The sequence below is a fragment of the Stenotrophomonas sp. genome (assembly GCF_031995405.1).
In the GTDB taxonomy this organism is placed as follows: domain Bacteria; phylum Pseudomonadota; class Gammaproteobacteria; order Xanthomonadales; family Xanthomonadaceae; genus Stenotrophomonas.
In genome coordinates this window covers 22890-42943 of sequence record NZ_DAMAGC010000011.1, presented here as the reverse complement: position 1 = coordinate 42943, position 20054 = coordinate 22890, and the positions used below count along the sequence as shown (strand labels likewise).

At 67.8% G+C, this 20054-nt stretch carries 17 protein-coding genes and 1 pseudogene; 10 read left to right on the top strand and 8 right to left on the bottom strand.

The genetic code is table 11. The annotated features are described in order from the left end of the window. Nucleotides 1–66 precede the first annotated feature (66 nt). A complete protein-coding gene (locus RTO53_RS03430) occupies nt 67–2175 on the top strand; it encodes a glycosyl hydrolase family 18 protein (RefSeq protein WP_312236481.1) in 2109 nt (702 codons plus the stop codon). Nucleotides 2176–2246: 71 nt separating this feature from the next. Here RTO53_RS03430 and RTO53_RS03425 read toward each other — a convergent pair whose 3' ends face one another. Beyond that, nucleotides 2247–3041 (bottom strand): thioredoxin fold domain-containing protein, encoded by a 795-nt coding sequence (locus RTO53_RS03425; RefSeq protein ID WP_312236480.1) that lies wholly within the window; start codon nt 3039–3041, stop codon nt 2247–2249. Nucleotides 3042–3152: 111 nt separating this feature from the next. Beyond that, complete coding sequence (gene xerD / locus RTO53_RS03420; protein WP_312236479.1) at nt 3153–4130, bottom strand: site-specific tyrosine recombinase XerD; 978 nt, start codon at nt 4128–4130, stop codon at nt 3153–3155. Between the two features lie 70 nt (nt 4131–4200). On the opposite strand from xerD, the gene RTO53_RS03415 reads away from it, so the two are divergent. Then, complete coding sequence (locus tag RTO53_RS03415) at nt 4201–4674, top strand: RDD family protein (protein ID WP_312236478.1); 474 nt, start codon at nt 4201–4203, stop codon at nt 4672–4674. A gap of 246 nt (nt 4675–4920) precedes the next feature. Here RTO53_RS03415 and lptG read toward each other — a convergent pair whose 3' ends face one another. Next, nucleotides 4921–6027, bottom strand: coding sequence for an LPS export ABC transporter permease LptG (gene lptG / locus RTO53_RS03410; RefSeq protein ID WP_312236477.1), 1107 nt, complete (start codon nt 6025–6027; stop codon nt 4921–4923). Continuing rightward, on the bottom strand, nt 6024–7103 hold the full coding sequence (gene lptF / locus RTO53_RS03405; protein ID WP_312236476.1) for an LPS export ABC transporter permease LptF: 1080 nt from the start codon (nt 7101–7103) through the stop codon (nt 6024–6026). The genes lptG and lptF overlap by 4 nt, the downstream gene beginning before the upstream one ends. Before the next feature lie 104 nt (nt 7104–7207). On the opposite strand from lptF, the gene RTO53_RS03400 reads away from it, so the two are divergent. The 5 genes from RTO53_RS03400 to RTO53_RS03380 all read left to right on the top strand — a co-directional run bounded on the left by RTO53_RS03400 (nt 7208) and on the right by RTO53_RS03380 (nt 13306). Then, the gene (locus RTO53_RS03400; protein ID WP_312236475.1) at nt 7208–8686 is read left to right on the top strand and encodes a leucyl aminopeptidase; all 1479 of its coding nucleotides are present in this window, start codon (nt 7208–7210) and stop codon (nt 8684–8686) included. An 85-nt stretch (nt 8687–8771) separates the two neighbouring features. Then, nucleotides 8772–9197, top strand: a complete 426-nt coding sequence (locus RTO53_RS03395) for a DNA polymerase III subunit chi (RefSeq protein WP_259207039.1) — start codon at nt 8772–8774, stop codon at nt 9195–9197. Between the two features lie 49 nt (nt 9198–9246). Beyond that, entirely contained in the window at nt 9247–9435 is a 189-nt protein-coding gene (locus RTO53_RS03390; protein ID WP_088432079.1) for a YqaE/Pmp3 family membrane protein, read from the top strand. Between the two features lie 42 nt (nt 9436–9477). Next, complete coding sequence (locus RTO53_RS03385) at nt 9478–12246, top strand: valine--tRNA ligase (protein ID WP_312236474.1); 2769 nt, start codon at nt 9478–9480, stop codon at nt 12244–12246. 235 nt (nt 12247–12481) lie between these two features. Continuing rightward, nucleotides 12482–13306 (top strand): DMT family transporter, encoded by an 825-nt coding sequence (locus RTO53_RS03380; protein WP_312236473.1) that lies wholly within the window; start codon nt 12482–12484, stop codon nt 13304–13306. 337 nt (nt 13307–13643) lie between these two features. Here the strand turns inward: RTO53_RS03380 and rimI are convergent, their stop codons facing one another. Genes rimI through pssA form a run of 3 tightly spaced genes read right to left on the bottom strand, consistent with a single transcriptional unit; the run spans nt 13644 to nt 15405 of the window. Then, nucleotides 13644–14141: a ribosomal protein S18-alanine N-acetyltransferase gene (gene rimI, locus RTO53_RS03375; RefSeq protein ID WP_312236472.1), complete on the bottom strand. Its 498-nt coding sequence runs from the start codon at nt 14139–14141 to the stop codon at nt 13644–13646. After that, nucleotides 14138–14629: a hypothetical protein gene (locus tag RTO53_RS03370; protein ID WP_312236471.1), complete on the bottom strand. Its 492-nt coding sequence runs from the start codon at nt 14627–14629 to the stop codon at nt 14138–14140. The genes rimI and RTO53_RS03370 overlap by 4 nt, the downstream gene beginning before the upstream one ends. Next, nucleotides 14626–15405, bottom strand: coding sequence for a CDP-diacylglycerol--serine O-phosphatidyltransferase (gene pssA / locus RTO53_RS03365; RefSeq protein WP_312236470.1), 780 nt, complete (start codon nt 15403–15405; stop codon nt 14626–14628). Before pssA ends, RTO53_RS03370 begins: the two co-directional genes overlap by 4 nt. A gap of 124 nt (nt 15406–15529) precedes the next feature. Here pssA and RTO53_RS03360 point away from each other — a divergent pair, with 124 nt between their 5' ends. The 3 genes and pseudogenes from RTO53_RS03360 to RTO53_RS03350 form a co-directional block, all read left to right on the top strand. Further along, a complete protein-coding gene (locus tag RTO53_RS03360) occupies nt 15530–15916 on the top strand; it encodes a DUF4124 domain-containing protein (protein ID WP_312236469.1) in 387 nt (128 codons plus the stop codon). A 111-nt stretch (nt 15917–16027) separates the two neighbouring features. Further along, entirely contained in the window at nt 16028–17719 is a 1692-nt protein-coding gene (locus RTO53_RS03355) for a proline--tRNA ligase (protein ID WP_312236468.1), read from the top strand. Between the two features lie 152 nt (nt 17720–17871). Continuing rightward, nucleotides 17872–18243, top strand: a pseudogene (locus RTO53_RS03350) (H-NS histone family protein); the annotation flags it as partial. Between the two features lie 517 nt (nt 18244–18760). On the opposite strand, the gene RTO53_RS03345 reads toward RTO53_RS03350, so the two are convergent. Then, nucleotides 18761–20020 carry a threonine/serine exporter family protein gene (locus RTO53_RS03345; RefSeq protein ID WP_312236467.1) on the bottom strand — a complete coding sequence of 420 codons (1260 nt, stop codon included), beginning with the start codon at nt 20018–20020 and terminating at the stop codon, nt 18761–18763. Between the last annotated feature and the right edge of the window lie 34 nt (nt 20021–20054).

Genomic DNA, 20054 nt, shown 5'->3' with positions numbered 1-20054 from the left:
CGGACCTGCTGCACGCGGGCCGCCCCACCCGGCGGCCCGCGCCCATCACTAGATCGGAGTAAGACCATGCCTGACCCGATGATGCGCAGTGCGGTGACATCGATATCCTCCCTTGCGGCAGGCCGCCGCAAACGCTGGCTGCTCGCCCTGGCCCTGGCGGCTGCCACCACCGCCGCCCCGACCCTGGCGCTGGCCGCGAACTGTACCGGGGCCCCGGAATGGAACCCGGCGGTGATCTACCTGTCCGGCACCACCCTGCAGAAAAGCGGCGTGCTGTACCGCGCCAACCAGGACATCTGGAACGCCCCGCCGGACCACCCGGCCGGCGCGCCCTACTACACCAACCTCGGCGCCTGCGATGGCAGCGGCAGCAACCAGCCGCCCAGCGTCAGCCTGACCTCCCCCGCGGCCGGGGCCAGTTTCAGCGCCGGCAGCACCATCACCGTCAGTGCCAACGCCAGTGACAGCGACGGCAGCGTCAGCAAGGTGGAGTTCTTCCGCGGCGGCACCTCGCTGGGCATCGACACCAGCGCCCCGTACAGCGTGAGCTGGACCAACGCGAGCGCCGGCAGCCACACCTTCAAGGCAGTGGCCACCGACAACAACAACGCGGTGACCTCCTCGGCCACGGTGAGCGTGACCGTCACCGCCGCCAGCAACGACACCACCCCGCCCAGCGTGCCCGGTGGCCTCGCCTCACCCTCCAAAACCGCCACCACGGTCAACCTGGCCTGGACGGCCGCCACCGACAACAGCGGCGGCAGCGGCGTAGCCGGCTACGATGTGTACCGTAACGGCAGCCTGGTCGGCTCGCCGGCCGCCACCCAGTACACCGACGGCGGGCTCACCGCCAGCACCGCCTACACCTACACGGTGCGTGCGCGCGACAACGCCGGCAACGCCTCGGCACAGAGCGCCTCGATCAGCGTCACCACGGCCGCCGGCGGCGGCACGGGCGGCAGCAAGCGGGTGATCGGGTACTTCACGCAGTGGGGCATCTACGGGCGCAATTACCGGGTCAAGAACATCGACACCAGCGGCTCGGCCGCGCGCCTGACCCACATCAACTACGCCTTCGGCAACGTGCGCAACAACCGCTGCGAAGTGGGCATCACCCAGGCCTCGGACGCCAACACCGGCGTGGGCGGCGATGCCTTCGCCGATTACACCAAGGCCTTCGGTGCCGGCGAGAGCGTGAGCGGTGGCGCCGATACCTGGGACCAGCCGCTGCGTGGCAACTGGAACCAGCTCAAGCAGCTCAAGGCCAAGTACCCCAACGTGAAGGTGCTGATCTCGCTGGGCGGCTGGACCTGGTCGCGCGGCTTCTCCAGCGCGGCGCAGCCGGCCAACCGCCAGGCCTTCGTCGCCTCGTGCATCGATGCCTACATCAAGGGCAACCTGCCGGTCACCGACGGCGCCGGTGGCGTGGGCGCGGCGGCAGGCGTGTTCGATGGCATCGACATCGACTGGGAGTACCCGGTGGCCTGTGGGCTGAGCTGTGGCACCCCGGCCGACAACGCGAACTACACCGCGCTGCTGGCCGAGTTCCGCCGCCAGCTCGATGCGGTGCGACCGGGGTTGCTGCTCACCGTGGCGGTGGGTGCGGGCATCGACAAGGTACGGGTGACCGACCCGGCTGCGTACCACCCGTACCTGGACTTCATCAACGTCATGACCTACGACTTCCACGGTGCGTGGGATCCGCAGACCAACCATCACTCGGCGCTGTTCGATTCACCGGCCGACCCGTCCACCGGTGATCAGAAGCTCTACAACAGCAACGATGCGATGGAGGCCTTCCTGAGCCGTGGCGTACCGGCGTCCAAGTTGAACCTGGGCATCGGCTACTACGGGCGCGGCTGGACCGGCGTGGCCAGCGGCAACAACGGCCTGTACAGGAGCGCCAGCGGCGCGGCGCCGGGCACCTACGAGGCCGGCATCGAAGACTGGAAGGTGCTCAAGAACCTGGCCTGGCCGGGCTACACCGACAGCGTTGCCAAGGCCACGTGGATCTCCAACGGCACCACGTTCTGGAGCTTCGACACCCCGGCGATGGTCACCGAGAAGATGGGCTACGTGAAAACCCAGGGACTGGGCGGCGCGTTCTTCTGGGAGTTCAGCGGCGATGACGCCCAGGGCACGTTGACCAAGGCGATCCGCGACGGGTTGAACTGACGGGGAACCGACCCACGGTCGGGCAGGCCCCTCAACGACGACGCCCCGGCCATGCCGGGGCGTTGTTTGTTTCAGCGGCTGCCGCCGGCGGTGATGCGTTCCAGCGCGGCCTTCAGCTGTGCCGGCGGCACATAGCCGCCCAGCTGCGTGCCATCGGGCGCGAAGATCGCCGGCGTGCCATTGACGCCCATCTGCTGGCCCAGCGTGTACTGCATGGCCACCGGATTGGTGCAGTTCTTCGGCGTGACCGGCTTGCCGGTCTTAGCCGCGGTCAGCGCCTGCTTGCGGTCGGCCGCGCACCATACCGAGATCATGTCGGTGTAGTCCTGGCTGCCCAGGCCCATGCGCGGGAAGGCGAGGTATTCCACGCTGATGCCGTTGCGGTTGAGCTCGGCGATGTCCTGGTGCAGCTTGCGGCAGTAGCCGCACTCGATATCGGTGAACACGCTGATGGTGTACTTGGCGTTCGGCGCGGCGAACACGATGCGCTCGCTCTGCGGCACCTTCGCCAGCAGCTTCTGGCGGTAGCCGAGCAGGCCGGCGCTGCTGACCGGCGCCTTGTTCTGGATGTCGTAGGGCTGGGACTGCATGAGGTAGCGGCCGTCATCGGTCACATACAGCACCTGCCCGCCCACCAGCACCTCGCGGAAGCCCGGGAACGGCGCCGCGCCGATGTAGTCCGGGGAGAACTTGGGGTCCAACTGCTGCAGCGCCTTGCGCACGCGCTGGTCGGCGTTGCCGTCGGCCGGGGCCGAGGCACTGGCCGGGGCCGACGCGCCCTTGCTGGCGGCCGGAGCGGAGGGCTGCTGCGCGCAGGCAGTCAGGCTGAGCGCGCCGAGGAGCGCGGCAATGGCAACACGGAGCATCGAGCGATCCGGGGACAAAGAAGATGGCCCTGATTCTCGCACAGCCACCCACACCCGCAGCTGGACCGCAGTGGAACAGTGACCGGCGCCAGCCAGCGCCCCGCCACCGCCTCAGCCGCGCGGATGGTGCCTGGCGTGCAGTTTCTGCAGGTGTTCACGCGCCACCAGGGTGTAGATCTGGGTGGTGGACAGCGAACTGTGGCCCAGCAGCATCTGCAGCGCGCGCAGGTCCGCGCCGCGGTTGAGCAGGTGGGTGGCGAAGCTGTGGCGCAGCCCGTGCGGGCTGATCCGCACCGGATCGATCCCGGCCAGCACCGCGTACTTCTTCACCAGCGCCCAGAACTGCTGGCGGCTCAGCGGCTGCAGCGAGGGGGCCACGAACATCGGCACCGACCCGTCCGCGCCGCCCGGCACCGTGCGCTTGCCGGCCAGCTGCGGCCGCGATTCGGCCAGGTAACGCTCCAGCCAGTGCTGGGATTCCTCACCCAACGGCACCAGGCGCTCCTTGCTGCCCTTGCCGGTCACCCGCAGCACGCCCTGGCGCAGGTTGACCGCATTGGCCGGCAGCTCCACCAGCTCGCTCACGCGCAGCCCGGCGGCATACATCAGCTCCAGCATCGCCCGGTCGCGCAGGCCCAGCGGCGAGGCGATATCCGGCGCATCCAGCAGCGCATCGATCTGGCTTTCGGCCAGCGCCTTGGGCAGCAACCGCGGCAGCCGCGGCGGGTCCAGCAGCGCGCTGGGGTCCTCGCTGCGCTGGCCGCGCCGCAGCGCATCGGCGAAGAACGCACGCAAGGCGGACAGCAACCGCGCGTTGCTGCGTGGCGACCAGCCGTGCCGCGCGCGCCAGGCCAGGTAGTCGAACAGGCCGGCCCGGTCGATCGTGCCGAGCCCGCCGCCGGCCCCGTCACGCCAGCGCGCCAGCCCTTCCAGATCACGCCGGTAGCTGTCCAGGCTGGCCCGCGCCAACCCCTGCTCGGCCCAGATCGCATCGAGGAAGCGCTGGATCAGCACGTTGTCGCCATCGCGCAATGGCGGAAGCTGCTGGACCAACTGGCGGCGCAGTGCGGGGGTAGAGGCATCGGACATGCCACCAGCATACGGAGCCGGGCGCATCGCGGCCATCGAACCGACGCCAGCGCGCAGGTATGCTCGGCCCATGGCCACCACCGTTTCCAGTGCAACCGCCGACCGCCCCGCCACGCTGCTGCTGTGGCGCCTGCTGGCCCTGCTCTACGACCTGTTTCCCGCACTCGCGCTGTGGATGCTGGTCGGCACCGTGTTCACCGTGGCCTACACCCTGTCCGGCCACGCCGAACGCGAAAACATCCCTGCCTTCAGCGCCCTGCAATGGCTGCTCTGGCTGTGCTGCTGGATCGTCACCGGGCTGTACGCCACGCTGAGCTGGCGTCGTGGTGGCCAGACCCTGGGCATGCGCCCGTGGCGACTTCAGGTGACCACTGCCGACGGAAGGCCACCCACGCGCCGCCAGTTGTGGCTGCGCTACAGCGTCGGCACGATCTCGCTGCTGCTCGGCGGCCTGGGGTTGTGGTGGGCGTTGATCGACCGCCAACGCCTGAGCTGGCACGACCGTGCCAGCGGCACGCGGATGCGACGCCTGCCGAAGCGGTGAAACCACGCAACACGTGGAGGCCCCCCTTGGTCGGGATGGGGTCATTGGCATTTTGATTGCCGCGCAAAGCGCAGCCACGCATGGCGTGGCTCTATCGGCCGATCTGCGGTGTCGTTCCGTGCCGGCAGGCGTGAGGCTCGTCGGGGCCGGATGCAGCGCCGATGGCGCAACGCCGGGGCGACGCTCTTCCTCCCCGCACACGCCAACCATGAACCATCACGACCCCGCAGAACCCCGGCCGCTGAATTACCCCGACTTGCGCCGGAACAGCATCCCCGACACCGCCAGCATCACGATCGGCGGCAGCGCGTAGGCGATGCGGTAGTCGAACTTCAGCGCACCGGCCATGCGGCCGAAGAACAACTGCAGCAACCAGAAGCCCAGCGCGAACAGAATGCCCAGGAACAGCCGCTTGCCCATGCCGCCACTGCGCAGTGACCCGAACGCGAACGGCACCGCCGCCAGGCACAACGCCAGCACGTTCACCGGATAGAACCACCGGCTCCAGTAGATATCTTCGTAATCGCGCGAATCCAGCCCGTTGCGCTTGCGGTACTCGATGCTCGTGCGCAGGTCCATCGCCGTCAGGTTGCGCGGCTTGGAAATGCCACTGGCCAACGCCGCCGCATCCAGGCGTGAATTCCACGGTTCGGATTCCACCATCTCGCGCGTCGCCGAGCGTTCGCCGAACGTATCCCGGCGCACCTTCTTCAGCACCCAGCCGTCCTTGTCATGCTCGGCCGACCCGGCGTAGGTCAACGATGCCAACCGCCCGTCCTCAGCGATCTTGTACAGGCGCACGTCGCGCAGCACCAGCCTGGTGCCACCGCCCGGCAGCAACTGCTCATCACCCGCGCCGGCATTGAGGAACGTATCGCCCTCGCGCGCCCACACGCCCGAGTAGCGCGCCACGGCCATGCTGTTGCCCCACTTGGCGCTCATCTTGATGTCGTCGGCCCGGCTCTGCGCCCACGGCGCCACGGTCTCGCCGCTGAACACCATCACCGCCGTGAGCAGTGACAGCGCGATCGCCACCGACGCACTCAGGCGCTTGCGCGACAGGCCCAGCGCACGCAGCGCGGTCAGCTCCGAGGTCGCCGCCAGCTGGCCCAGGCCCATCAGCGAGCCGATCACCGCCGCCGTCGGGAAGAACGTGTAGGCCCGGCGCGGCACCGTATACAACACCCACGCCGCCGCGTGCCCCAGCGTATAGCTGCCCTTGCCGACGTCCTTGAACTCGCCGGAAAACGCCATCACCACGTCCAGGCCCACCAGCACTGCCCAGGTCAGCAGCACGGTGCTGAACACCGCCCGGCCGAGATAGAGATCAAACCGCATCGGGTGAAGCTTCATGCGGTCCTCCGCGGGCGCGACAGCTTGCCGTCACGCAGGTACATCCAGATCGCCAGCGCCAGCAGCGGCAGGCTCAGCCACCACAAGCCGACACTGCCGGGCAATTTTCCATCGGCGATCCAGCGCGTGCCGATGAACATCAGGTTCATGCCCACCATGTAGGCCAGGAACGCCAGCATCATCCGCCCGTAGCGCTGCTGGCGCGGCGAGCTGCGCGCCAGCGGCAGCGTCATCAACGCAAATGCGAGCGCGATCAGCGGCGGGGTGATGCGCGAATGCAGCTGCGCCTGCGCGGCCGGGCGCGCATCGCCGAGCAGCTGCCCGGTCGGCAGCAGCTCCGGGTCGTCCTTCTCGCGGGTATCGGCGCCATCGGGCATGGCCACATCGTTGCGCGCGAAGGTCATCAGCTTGTAGTCCAGCGCGCCCTGGGCCGGGCCTTCGACCTGGTGGCCGTCTTCCAGCTCCAGGTAGCGCTGGCGGGCGCCCTCGAAGAACATCCGGCCCCGATCGGCCGACACCACCTCGAGGCGATTTTCCTTCTGCCGCTGCATGAACACCTTGCCCAGCTGGGTGCCATCGGGCGAGACCGAGGACAGGTAGACCACCCCGCCGTTGGGCAGGGTAGTGAATTTGCCCGACTCCAGGCCGGCCATCACCACGCTGCGGTTGGCCTCCTCGATCATGGTCTCGCCGGTGCGGTCGGCCCACGGCCCCAGCCACAGCGAACACAGGGCGATCAGCGCCACCACCGGCAGCACCAGCATCAGCACCGGGCGCAGCAGCCGCTTCGGGCCGACCCCGATGGCGGTGAGGACCGCCATTTCCGAGTCGCGGTAGAGCCGTGCCGTGGCCAGCATCAGCCCCAGCATCAGCGCCAGCGGCAGGATCAGCGGCATGTAGACGATGAACTGCAGGCCCAGCTGGGAGAACAGCAGGCGGGCCGGCAGGCGGCCGTCGGCGATGTTGCCGAGGATGTCCACCAGGACACCGCCGACACTCACCACCAGCAGAACGATGAGGGTGGCCAGGAAACTCTGGACGAAATCACGCAGGAGATAGCGATCGAGCTTCGACATGGGGCGGTGGTTTAAACTCTCGGATTCGTTCGCGATGCTGCCCAGTCTACCGACGGGACGTAAACAGCTCGCGATTGTACGGATTTGCCAACGGAATCTGATCAATGGCCCTGGAATTCACCCTGAACCACGCAACGCCGGCCTCGGCCGCGTTCGATTGCGTCATCGTCGGCGCCTATGCCGACCAGACCCTGAGCCCGGCGGCCCAGGCCCTGGACACCGCGTCCGGTGGTCGCCTGTCGGCCCTGGTGGCCCGCGGCGATGTCGGCGGCAAGACCGGCGCCACCACCCTGCTGCACGACCTGCCCGGCGTCAATGCACCGCGCGTGCTGGTGGTCGGGCTCGGCGAGCCGGCCAAGTTCGGCGTGCCGCAGTACCTCAAGGCGATCGGCGACGCCAGCCGCGCGCTCAAGAGCGGGGTCAGCCACCACGCACTGCTGACCCTGACCGAACTGGAGGTCAAGGGTCGCGACGCCGCCTGGAATATCCGCCAGGCGATCATCACCGCCGACCACGCCGCCTACCGCTACAGCGCCACGCTGGGCAAGAAGAAGGCCGAAGCGCCGGGCCTGACCCAGCTGGCCGTCGCCGGCACCGACAGCCAGGCGCTGGCCCAGGGCCAGGCCATCGCCGCCGGTGTGCAGTACGCCCGCGAGCTGGGCAACCTGCCGCCGAACGTCTGCACCCCGGCCTACCTGGCCGAGTCCTCGGTGACGTTCGCCCAGGCCCATGAAGGTGCCGAAGCGGAGATCCTGGACGAGCACCAGATGGAAGCGCTGGGCATGGGCTCGCTTCTGGCCGTGGCCCGCGGCTCGGCCAACCGCCCGCGCCTGGTGGTGCTGAAGTGGAGCAACGGCGGCGACGCCAAGCCCTACGTGCTGGTCGGCAAGGGCATCACCTTCGATACCGGTGGCGTCAACCTGAAGACCCAGGGCGGCATCGAAGAGATGAAGTACGACATGTGCGGTGGCGCCAACGTCATCGGCACCTTCGTCGCGGCGGTCACCGCCAGGCTGCCGCTGAACCTGGTGGTGGTGGTGCCGGCGGTGGAAAACGCCATCGACGGCAACGCCTACCGCCCGTCGGACGTGATCACCTCGATGTCGGGCAAGACCATCGAAGTGGGCAATACCGACGCCGAAGGCCGCCTCATCCTGTGCGACGCCCTCACCTACGCGCAGCGCTTCGAGCCGGCCGCGCTGGTCGACGTGGCCACCCTGACCGGTGCCTGCCTGGTCGCGCTGGGCCACCAGACCGCCGGCCTGATGACCAAGCACGACGACCTGGCCAACGAACTGCTGGCCGCCGGCGAGCACGTGTTCGATCGCGCCTGGCGCCTGCCGCTGTGGGACGAGTACCAGCCGATGCTGGATTCCAGCTTCGCCGACGTCTACAACATCGGCGGCCGCTGGGCCGGTGCGATCACCGCCGGCTGCTTCCTGTCGCGCTTCACCGACGGCCAGCGCTGGGCCCACCTGGACATCGCCGGCGTGGCCAGCGACGAAGGCAAGCGCGGCATGGCCACCGGTCGCCCGGTCGGCCTGCTGAGCCAGTGGCTGCTGGACCAGGTCGCCCGCGCCTGATGCCCCGCCCGATCGCGGCCGCCTGCCGGTGGCCGCGATCCCGCCCGGCCTGGCGCCGGGTTCTCCCTCCGCTCCAGGCCCTGCCATGTCCCGTGCTGATTTCTACCTGATCGCCAAGCCCCGCTTCCTGACCGAGCCCTTGCGCCTGGTCTGCGAGCTGGCCCGCAAGGCCAACGACGCCGGGTTGTTCACCCTGGTGCTGGCCCGCGACCAGGCCCAGGCCGAGGAGCTGGACGAGCTGCTGTGGGCGTTCGACAACGACGCCTACATCCCGCATCAGATCGCCGGCGAAGACATGGACGAGGAAGAAGCGCTGGTGCTGATCGCCGTGCCCGGCACGCCGGCCCCGGCGCGTCCGCTGGTGATCAACCTGCGCGACGACCCCTACCTGGCCGAGTGCGACCGCGTGCTGGAAGTGGTGCCGGCCGACCCGGAGGCACGCGAGCCGCTGCGCGAGCGCTGGCGCCAGTACAAGGCGCTGGGCTTTGACCTGAACAAGTACGACATGTAACCCGCGCGGCGTCCCTTGGGCCGTCGCCGCTGCACCCCGGAGCCTCTTGATGCGCCTATTGATCGCCCTGATCTTTCCCTGGTTCGCCTTCTTCACCATCGGCCGCCCGATCGCAGGCATCCTCTGCCTGATCCTGCAGATCACGCTGATCGGCTGGCTGCCCGCCGCGATCTGGGCCGCCTACGCGGTCTCGCAGTTCCATACCGACCAGAAGATCCGTCGCGCCCTCGGGCGCTGAGCTTCCGGCACCCCACCTTTCGTCTTCGATCCTGGTTCCCGCATGACCCAACTCGCCCCCAGCTACGACCCCAAATCCTTTGAAACCGAGTTGTACGACTCGTGGGAGAAGGCCGGCCATTTCAAGCCGTCCGGCAAGGGCGAGCCGTACACCATCCTGCTGCCGCCGCCGAACGTGACCGGCACGCTGCACATGGGCCATGCCTTCCAGCAGACCCTGATGGACGCGCTGGTGCGCTATCACCGCATGCGCGGCTACGACACGTTGTGGCAGGTGGGTACCGACCACGCCGGCATCGCCACCGAGATGGTGGTCAGCCGCAACCTGGCGCTGGCCGGCCAGGGCGAAACCCGCGATTCGCTGGGCCGCGAAGGTTTCATCGAGAAAGTGTGGGAATGGAAGGCCCAGTCCGGTGACACCATCGAGCGCCAGATGCGCCGCCTGGGCACCTCCAGCGACTGGTCGCGCAGCACCTTCACCATGGACCCGCAGCCGTCCGAGGCGGTGATCGAAGCCTTCGTGCGCTGGCACGAGCAGGGCCTGATCTACCGTGGCCAGCGCCTGGTCAACTGGGACCCGGTGCTGAAGACCGCCATTTCCGACCTGGAAGTGGAAAGCGTGGAAGAAGACGGTTTCCTGTGGTCGATCAGCTACCCGCTGGCCGATGGCAGCGGCACCCTGACCGTGGCCACCACGCGTCCGGAAACCATGCTGGGCGACACCGCGGTGATGGTGCACCCCGAAGACGAGCGCTATGCGCACCTGATCGGCAAGCGGGTCAAGCTGCCGCTGACCGACCGCGAGATTCCGGTGATCGCCGATGACTACGTCGACCGCGAGTTCGGCACCGGCGTGGTCAAGGTCACCCCAGCGCACGACTTCAACGATTACCAGGTCGGCGTGCGCCACAACCTGCCGATGATCAACCTGTTCACCCCGACGGCGGCGATCAACGACAACGCCCCGGAAAAATACCGCGGGCTGGACCGTTACGAAGCGCGCAAGGTGATCCTGGCCGAACTCGAAGACCTCGGCATCCTGGTCGAGACCAAGGCCCACAAGCTGCAGGTGCCGCGCGGTGATCGTACCCAGCAGGTAATCGAGCCGTACCTGACCGACCAGTGGTTCGTGAAGATGGACGTGCTGGCCAAGCGCGGTCTGGAGCTGGTCGAGAACGGCAGCATCCAGTTCGTGCCGGCCAACTGGATCAACACCTACCGCCACTGGATGGAGAACATCCAGGACTGGTGCATCAGCCGCCAGCTGTGGTGGGGCCATCGCATCCCGGCGTGGTTCGACGAGGCGGGCAACTGCTACGTCGGTCGCGACGAGGCCGAGGCACGCGCGAAGAACAACCTCGCTGCCGACCTTGCCCTGCACCAGGACAGCGACGTGCTGGAGACCTGGTTCTCCTCGCAGCTGTGGCCGTTCTCCACGCTGGGCTGGCCCAACGAAGAGGCAATGGCGGCGCGCGGTTTCGAGCGCTACCTGCCCTCGGCGGTGCTGGTCACCGGCTTTGACATCATCTTCTTCTGGGTGGCCCGCATGATCATGGCCACCGACAGCTTCACCGGGAAGATTCCGTTCAAGGACATCTACATGACCGGCCTGATCCGCGATGCGCAGGGTCAGAAGATGTCCAAGTCCAAGGGCAACGTGCTCGATCCGCTGGACATCATCGATGGCATCTCGCTCGACGACCTGATCGCCAAGCGCACCACCGGACTGATGAAGCCCAAGGACGCGCCGAAGATCGAGAAGGCGACCCGCCGCGAATTCCCCGAGGGCATCATCGCCCACGGTGCCGATGCGCTGCGCTTCACCATCGCGGCCCTGGCCACCCACGGCCGCGACATCAAGTTCGACATGAGCCGCGCCGAGGGCTACAAGAACTTCTGCAACAAACTGTGGAACGCCAGCCGCTTCACCCTGATGAACACCGAGGGCAGCAGCTTCACCGGCGTGCCGCAGCCGCGCACCGATGCCGAGCGCTGGATTCTGTCGCGACTGGCGGCAGTGTCCACCGAGGCGCAGACGCACTACGCCAACTACCGCTTCGATCTGCTGGCGCAGTGCCTGTACGAGTTCGCCTGGAACGAGTTCTGCGACTGGTTCCTGGAACTGACCAAGCCGGCGCTCAACGGTGCCGATGCCGACGATGCCGACAGCACCCGCCACACCCTGCTGTACGTGCTCGAAGCGCTGCTGCGCCTGCTGCACCCGCTGACCCCGTTCGTCACCGAGCAGCTGTGGCGCCAGGTCGCCCCGCGCCTGGGCATCACCGAGGACACCATCTCGCTGCGTCCGTACCCCACCGCCGAGGAATTCGCCGGCGATTTCGCCCGCGCCGAGGCCGACGTGGAATGGGTGAAGTCGATGGTCAACGCGCTGCGCCGCGTGCGCAGCGAATTGAACGTGCCGCCGTCCAAGCAGGTCACCCTGCTGCTGCAGGGGGGCACCGAGGACGATCGCGCGCGCATGACCCGCTTCACCTCCTCGCTGTCGTTCCTGCTCAAGCTGGAGCGCATCGCGTGGCTGGCCGACGGCAGTGACACCCCGCCGGCCGCCGCCGCGATCGTGGGCGATCTCACCCTGCTGGTGCCGCTGGAGGGCCTGGTCGACCTGGGCGCCGAACGCGCGCGCCTGGACAAGGAAATCGCCCGGGTGGAGTCGGAAAAGGAGAAGAGCGAGACCAAGCTGTCCCGGTTCACCGACAAGGTGCCGGCGGCGGTGGTCGAACAGGAGCGCGTGCGCCTGGTCGAGTGGACCGCCCAGTTGGACGGCCTGCGCGGACAGCGCGCGAAGCTGTAATCGCACGGGTAGCGCCACGCCATGCGTGGCTGCCTCCCCGGGCCGGGATTGCGTGCAGCCACCCATGGGGTGGCTCTACCGGGTGTGGGTTGTGTGCAGCCGCCCATGGGGTGGCTCTACCGGTGTGGGTCGTTTCGTGCGCTGCACCTGCGGTGCGGCGTGTCGATGGTGGGCGGTGCCCGCGCGCCTGCGGCATCATGCGGGTTCGTCCCCGCAATGACTGCCTGCCGACACGATGTCGCTCTCCATTTTCTGCATCGTGCTGTTCGCCGCACTGCTGCACGCCAGCTGGAACGCGATCGTCAAACGCGGTCGCGACACGCTGCTGACCACAATCCTGGTCACCGGTTCGGCGGCCGTCCTCGCCGCGATCGGCCTGCCGTTCCTGCCCGCACCCGCCGCGCAGAGCTGGCCGTGGCTGGCCGCCTCGACCGGGCTGCAGGTCATCTACTACGTACTGGTCGCGCGCACCTACCAGGTGACCGACATGAGCGCGTCCTACCCGCTGATGCGGGGCTGCGCGCCGCTCCTGGTCGCGCTGGTGGGCGCGTTGTTCATCGGCGAGCGCCTGGCAGGAATCGCCTGGGCCGGCATCGCGCTCATCTGCGCCGGCATCCTGTGCATGACGCGTGGCATCTCGCGCCAGCACCTCTGGTTGCCACTGCTCAACGCCGGTGTCATCGCCACCTACACCTTGGTGGATGCGTGGGGCGCACGGCACTCCGGCGCGGCGCTGAGCTATACGCTGTGGCTGTTCCTGTTGTCGGGCCTGCCCTTGCCGATCTGGGCGCTGTGCACGCGTGCGGCGGCGCTGCGTTCGTATGCGCGTGCCAATTGGCATTACGGGATGGTCGGCGGCGTCGGTACCCTGACCTCCTACGCGCTGGCGCTATGGGCAATGACCGTCGCGCCGGTGGCGATGATTGCCTCCCTGCGCGAAACCTCGATCCTGTTCGGCATCCTGATCTCGGCGTTCATCCTGCATGAGCGGGTCACCCGGCAGCGCTGGATCGCAGCGGGGTTGATCGTATTGGGCGCGGCGGTGCTGCGGCTCGCCTGACGCACATGATGCGCCAACGGCCCAGCGCCAGAGGCAAAGGTGGCGAGAGGAGATCCTGATGGTAGAGCCGAGCCATGCTCGGCTGCCGCAGCGCAGCTGCGGCAAAACCGGTCGATTGGGTCACGGCGGACCGATCGGGTCACGAGGGAGCAGCCGTGCATGGCTCGGCTCTACCCTAGCCGTTACAGCGGCGGCATCGTCAGGAGATCATGACGGTAGAGCCGAGCCATGCTCGGCTGCCGCAGCGCAGCTGCGGCAAAAACCGGCCGATTGGATCACGGCGCACCGATCGGGGCACGATGGAGCAGCCGAGCATGGCTCGGCTCTACCCGCGCCGTTACAGCGGCGGCATCGTCTGGATGTCGTCGTCCACCAGTTCCATCACCATCACCAGCGCGTCCTCGCGCCCTTCGCGGGCCGGGTAATAGCGTGGGCGGCGGCCGATCTCGTTGAAGCCTTCGCTGTGGTACAGCGCCACCGCCGGGGTATTGGAGGGCCGCACTTCCAGGAACACGCGCTGCGCGCCATGGTCCCGGGCCAGCTTGACCAGCGCGCGGAACAGGTAGCGCCCCAGGCCGCGCGATTGATTCTGCGTGTCGACACAGACATTGAGCACGTGCGCCTCGTCGGCGGCGATGCTCAACACGCCATAGCCGACCAGCACGCCGTCATCTTCCAGCGCCAGCGCCGGGTAGCCGGCGCGCAGGCAATCCACGAAGATGCCGCGGGTCCACGGGAAGGGATAACCGCGCAGCTCGATCGGCATCACCGCATCGATGTCCGCCTCGCGCAGCGCGCGCAGGGACAGCGGACGGGGGGAGCTGACCGCGCTCATGCACGGCCCCGCTTGCGCAGGGCCCGCAATTGCGGCCACAGCGCGCGTTTGGCCGCGGCATTGCCGCGCAGTTCCTCCAGGTTCCAGCCGGCCATCAACGCCTGCGTCTCCGGTTCGGACGGATTGCAGCCGGATGCCCGCAGCAGCGCGATCTGCAGCCGGTCGGGCATGCGTACCGCCGGACGGCGGCCGGCCGGTGCGCGCTCGCGTACCGGCGCTGCGCCGTCGGCAGGGCCATCGACGCTGGCCGGGGCACTGCGCCGCGGTGGTGACGGGGACGCCACCGGCGGCGCCCGACCGGCCTCGGCAGCCGGCGCGGCAGCACGTGCCGGCGTGGCCGCCGGCTCTGCCGCAACCACGCTCAGTTCAATCGGTGCCGGCGCCGCGACGTCCTCGATCTGGCCGTCGACAAACACCGTATAGCCCATCGCCTGCAGCCACGACTGCTGCGCCGGGGACCACAGTGGCGGCAGGCCGATATCGCTCACGCGCCGGGCTCGACCGTCTTGCGGGCACGCTGCCACAGCCAGTAACCCGGGCCGGACAGGGCGTACACAATGCCCACCGCGAACAGCACGCGCGGCAGGTCGATGACCATGATGGCGATGGCGATCGGCACCAGGGCCAGCGCCAGGAACGGCACGCGGTCCGAGCGCGGGCCCTTCTCACCGCTGCCCTTGAAGCTCCAGAAGCGGATCCGGCTGACCATCAGCAGCGCCGCCACCAGGGTCACGCCCAGGGCGACGTAGCGCAGCTGATTGCCATCCCAGCCCAGGTTGCCGTCGGCGAAGGCCCAGACGAAGGACATCATCAGGCCGGCGGCGGCCGGGCTGGCCAGGCCGATGAACCAGCGCTTGTCGACCACGCTGACCTGGGTGTTGAAGCGGGCTAGGCGCAGCGCGGCGCAGGCTGCATACAGGAACGCCACCGCCCAGCCGACCCGGCCGAGCACCGGATCGTCGAATTTCAGCCACGACAGCGACCAGTGGTACATCACCAGCGCCGGGGCCATGCCGAAGCTGACCAGGTCGGCCAGCGAGTCGTACTGCACGCCGAATTCGCTGCTGGTGCCGGTCAGTCGGGCCACGCGGCCGTCCAGCCCGTCCATGACCGCAGCCACGAACACCGCGATGGCGGCATTGACGAAGTCGCCATTGGCCGCGGCAATGATCGCGTAGAAGCCGGCAAACAGGCCGGCGGTGGTGAACAGGTTGGGCAGCAGGTAAATACTGCGCGAGCGCGGCGGGGGTTTCATCTGATCCATACCGGCCAGTTTAGTGGGTGTGGCGGCCTTTGGGGCAGCCCGGCCTCCCGCCTGTCGCCGCCGGCTTGCCAGCGCCGGGCCGGGATGCTGCAATCGGCGCCCTGACCTTGATGCCGGAGTTGCCATGCGTGCCCTGCCCTCTCTGTGCTGCCTGCTGCTGCTCGCCAGTGCCTCGGCCAGTGCCGGTACCGTCTACAAGTGGAAAGATGCCAACGGCGTCACCCAGTATTCGGAGAAAGCCCCGACCGGGCAGAAGTACGAATCGCGCCAGGTCGAAGGCCGCGACCCGGTCGCCCGCGCGGTCCCGGCAGCGGCAGCGGCAGCGCCGGCCGAACCCAGCGAGTGCACCACCGCGCGCAGCAACCTGACCCTGCTCAACGGCAAGGGCGCGGTCATGCAGGACACCAACGGTGACGGCAAGGCCGACACCGCCCTGACGGACGAACAGCGCCAGGCGCAGAAGAACCTGGCCGACGCAGCCATCAAGGCTTACTGCAAGCCGGCCGGCTGAGCCACGCCGGCCAGGCCAGGCAGCGGCCTTTGGCCCAGGCCGCCGCCGTGATGGGCAGGGGAGCGGCTGGGCTGGCAGAATATCGACTTCTGCCGTTCAGCGAAGCCGACGATGCGCCTCTCCCAGTTCCACCTGCACACCACCAAGGAAACCCCCAGCGACGCGGAGCTCACCAGCCACCGCTTGATGCTGCGCGCGGGCATGATCCGCAAGCTGGCCTCGGGGCTGTACACCTGGTCGCCGCTGGGCCTGCGCGTGCTGCGCAAGGTCGAGCGCATCGTGCGCGAGGAAATGGAGCGCGCCGGCGCGGTTGAATTCCAGATTCCGACCATCCAGCCCAAGGAACTGTGGGAAACCACCGGGCGTTGGGAAAAGTTCGGTCCGCAGTTGCTGAAGATCAAGGACCGCAAGGAGCAGGTGTTCTGCTACAGCCCCACCGCCGAGGAGGCTGCGGCCGATTTCGCGCGCCAGGAGCTGTCGAGCTACAAGCAGCTGCCGGTCAATTTCTGCCAGATCCAGACCAAGTTCCGCGATGAGATCCGCCCGCGCTTCGGGGTGATGCGCGCGCGCGAGTTTCTGATGAAGGACGCCTACTCCTTCCATCTGCGCGATGACTGCCTGGTACGCGAGTACGAGAACATGAAGGCGGCCTATAGCCGCATCTTCACCCGCCTGGGCCTGGACTTCCGCATGGTGCAGGCCGACTCCGGCGCGATCGGCGGCGATGCCTCCCAGGAATTCCACGTGATCGCCGATTCCGGCGAAGACGCGCTGGTGTTTTCCACCGGCTCGGATTACGCGGCCAACATGGAAGCGGCGATTGCCGCCGCGCCCGATGCACGTCCGGCGGCCAGCGAAGCGCAACGCAGGATCGAAACGCCCACCCAGAAGACCTGCGAGGCCGTTGCGGCGCTGCTCGGTCTGGGCCTGGAGCGCACCGTGAAGTCGATCGCGATCATGAGCGAAGGCGGTTTCGTGCTGGCGCTGGTGCGCGGCGACCACGAGGTCAACGAGATCAAGCTGGGCAAGGTCGCCGGGCTGCAGGGCTACCGCATGGCCAGCGAAGCGGAAATCGCCACGCACCTGGGCAGCGAGCCGGGCTTCCTCGGCCCGCTCAACCCGGCCCGGCCGATCCGCATCGTGGCCGACCGCGATGTCGCGGCGCTGGCCGATTTCGTGGTAGGTGCCAACGAAGCCGGTTTCCATATCGCTGGCGTCAACTGGGGCCGTGACCTGCCCGAGCCGGAAGTGGCCGACATCCGCAACGCGAAGGAAGGCGACCGCGCCGCCGATGGTGGCGAGCTGAAAATCGCGCGCGGCATCGAAGTGGGTCACGTGTTCCAGCTGGGCCGCCAGTACGCGCAGGCGCTCAAGGCCACGGTGCTGGATGAGAACGGCAAGGCGGCGGTGCTGGCGATGGGCTGCTACGGCATCGGCATTTCGCGCATCGTGGCCGCAGCGATCGAACAGAACCACGACGAGGCGGGCATCATCTGGCCGGCCGCGATGGCACCGTGGCAAGTGGTTGTTTGCGTCATCAATCCCAAGCAGGACGACGCGGTGGCCAGCGCCGCCGCCGAGCTGCTGGCGCAGTTGCAGGCCGCCGGGCTGGATGCGGCGCTGGACGACCGCGGCCTGCGCCCGGGCCAGATGTTTGCCGACATGGAACTGATCGGGGTGCCGCACCGGGTGGTGGTGTCCGAACGCGGGCTGGCCGCCGGCACCTACGAGTACCGGTCGCGCAGCGGGAGCGAGGCGGAGAACCTGGACCGCGATGCCCTGCTGGGCCGCCTGACGGGTTGATCGAAGAAAGCCGGGGAATATCCCGGCTTTTCTTTTTGGCCGGACGATTGAATATGCCGGTTAACTCTGTGCAGCATCCCGTCGGATATGTATGCTGTCGCGCAAGCCAAGGACTGGCCGACCCCGTCCTTAATTAGATTCCGGAGCAGTTGATGAGCATTGACCTGAGTGGCCTGTCCGCCAAAGAGCTGGGCGCCCTGATCAAGAACGCCAAGAAACAACAGACCATCGTGGCCAAGCGCCCGGCGGTGACGAAGGTGCGTGCCCAGCTGACCAAGCTGGCCAAGGCGCACGGTTATTCGATCGAGGAAGTGTTCGGTGGCGCCGCGCCGACCCGCGGCCGCGCCGCCAAGGCGACCAAGGCTCCGGCCAAGAAGGCCGTGCGCAAGCTGGGCAAGGTGGCTCCGAAATACCGCAATCCGGCCAACCCGAAGGAAACCTGGACCGGCCGTGGCAAGCAGCCGCGCTGGCTGGCCGCGCTGACCACCAAGGGCAAGAAGGTCGAAGAGTTCCTGATCAAGAAGTAATGGTTTCTGGTTTCATCGGAAACTGACATTGAAAACGCCGGCCGCGATGCCGGCGTTTTTTTGTCTGCGCTTTTTCCAGCTGCGCGGACGCGACGTTGGCCGGAGCACTGCAGGATCAACGACTGGCGAGTGCGTGCCCCTGCTTGGCTGGGCGGGTACGGATGGGTTGGCGGGACACGCCGCAAGTACGTCCGTGTAGGCTCGCATGCGCCATCCATGGCGCATGACGGTCCCGCCAACCCATCCGCACCCGCCCTTTGACAGGGTGCTGGTGCGCAATGAAACGCGGCCACCGAGCGGTTTTTCCGCTCGTGTCTTTTCCATGGGCATCGACCCACTGTCGTCGGCGGGAATGTGTGGGCTCGCGGCACCGTGTCCGGCATGGATGCCGTACACGAGCGCCCATGGATGGGTTTACGGCGTGTCCTGCGAACCGGGACATCCCCGCCCAGCCAAGGGACAAGCGGCCCTGCGCTCTGACGCTTCTACAAGAAACGCCACACGCCAACACCCCTCAGAGATTCTTCCGCGCCGGAATCAACAGATTGCCGAACAGCAACCCGGCCACCAGCGCCATCACCACGTTGAGCACGGTCATCAGCACGGTCTGGCCGGCGCTCATGTCCTGCTGCTGCACCAGCGTGAGCACGCCGCGCAGACTGGTACTGCCGGGCACCAGCATGATGATGCCCGGCAGGCGGATGATCGCCCCGGGGCGCTGTGCCAGACGACCGAAGAGATTGCCTGCGGCAGTCATCAGCATCGCCGACATGAAAATACCCGCCGGCAGCCCCCACGCCTGGCCGGCGAATTTGGAAATCGCATATCCGGCCACCGAGGCCGCCATCACCCACGGATAATCGCGGCGATTGGCCTTGAACAGCATCGCGAATGCGAACGCGGCCACCAGCAACGCGCTCCACTCCACCCAATCGGCCTGTGGCCGCGACGCACGCACGTGCGGCTCCAGCCCGATGATCCCCGACAGCGTCACCGCGATCACCGCGCCCACTGTCAGTTTCAGGATGGTGGTGATGGCCCCGGCAAAACGCGCGGTCCCCGATACCCAGTGCTGGCTCGCCAGTTCATTGACCGCATTGGTCAGCGACATCCCGGGCAGCATCACCACCAGCGAGGCGATGATCACTGTGTTGAGATTCAGCGGCCCCAGGAACGAGGCCACCAGCGCCGCCACCGTGCCCGCCACCAGTGCCGCCAGCGCCTCGCTGGCCTCGCGGCTTGCCGGGCGCCGATCGGTATACAGCGTCATGACCCCGATCAACAGCCCGATCACCCCGGCCGTGGCGATATCCAGCCACGGCAGTTTCCACAGTCCGGCCACGCCGGCCGCGCCCAGGCTGTAGGACAGGATCATGCGGATCTTGCCGCGCCGGCCCGGATCCTTGTCCAGCGGCCGCAGCGCCGTATGGCCCTGGGCAATGCTCATGGTGCCGTTGGCCACCGCATCGGTGATCTGGTCGGCGATGCTGAGTTTATGCAGGTCGTTTTCACCCGGTGCCAGGCGGATCACGCGGGTGATATCCGACGAACCGATGGCCTTGGTCGGATCGCTGAAACTCAGGATCAGCCCGGTCGGGTTCGACCACGGCTCGCAGTCCAGGTCCAGCCGCTGCGCCAGCGCGACCACCGCCGCCTCCAGCCGCTGGGCGGTGGTGCCGTAACTGTGCAGGCGCCCGGCCATCTCGCACACGAACGCAACGCGCTGCGCATAGGTGGCCTGGGGGGTGGGAAGGGTGGCGGTATCGGCAGACATGCGTCGTAGTATTACCCGAAGGCTGCCCCGGCTG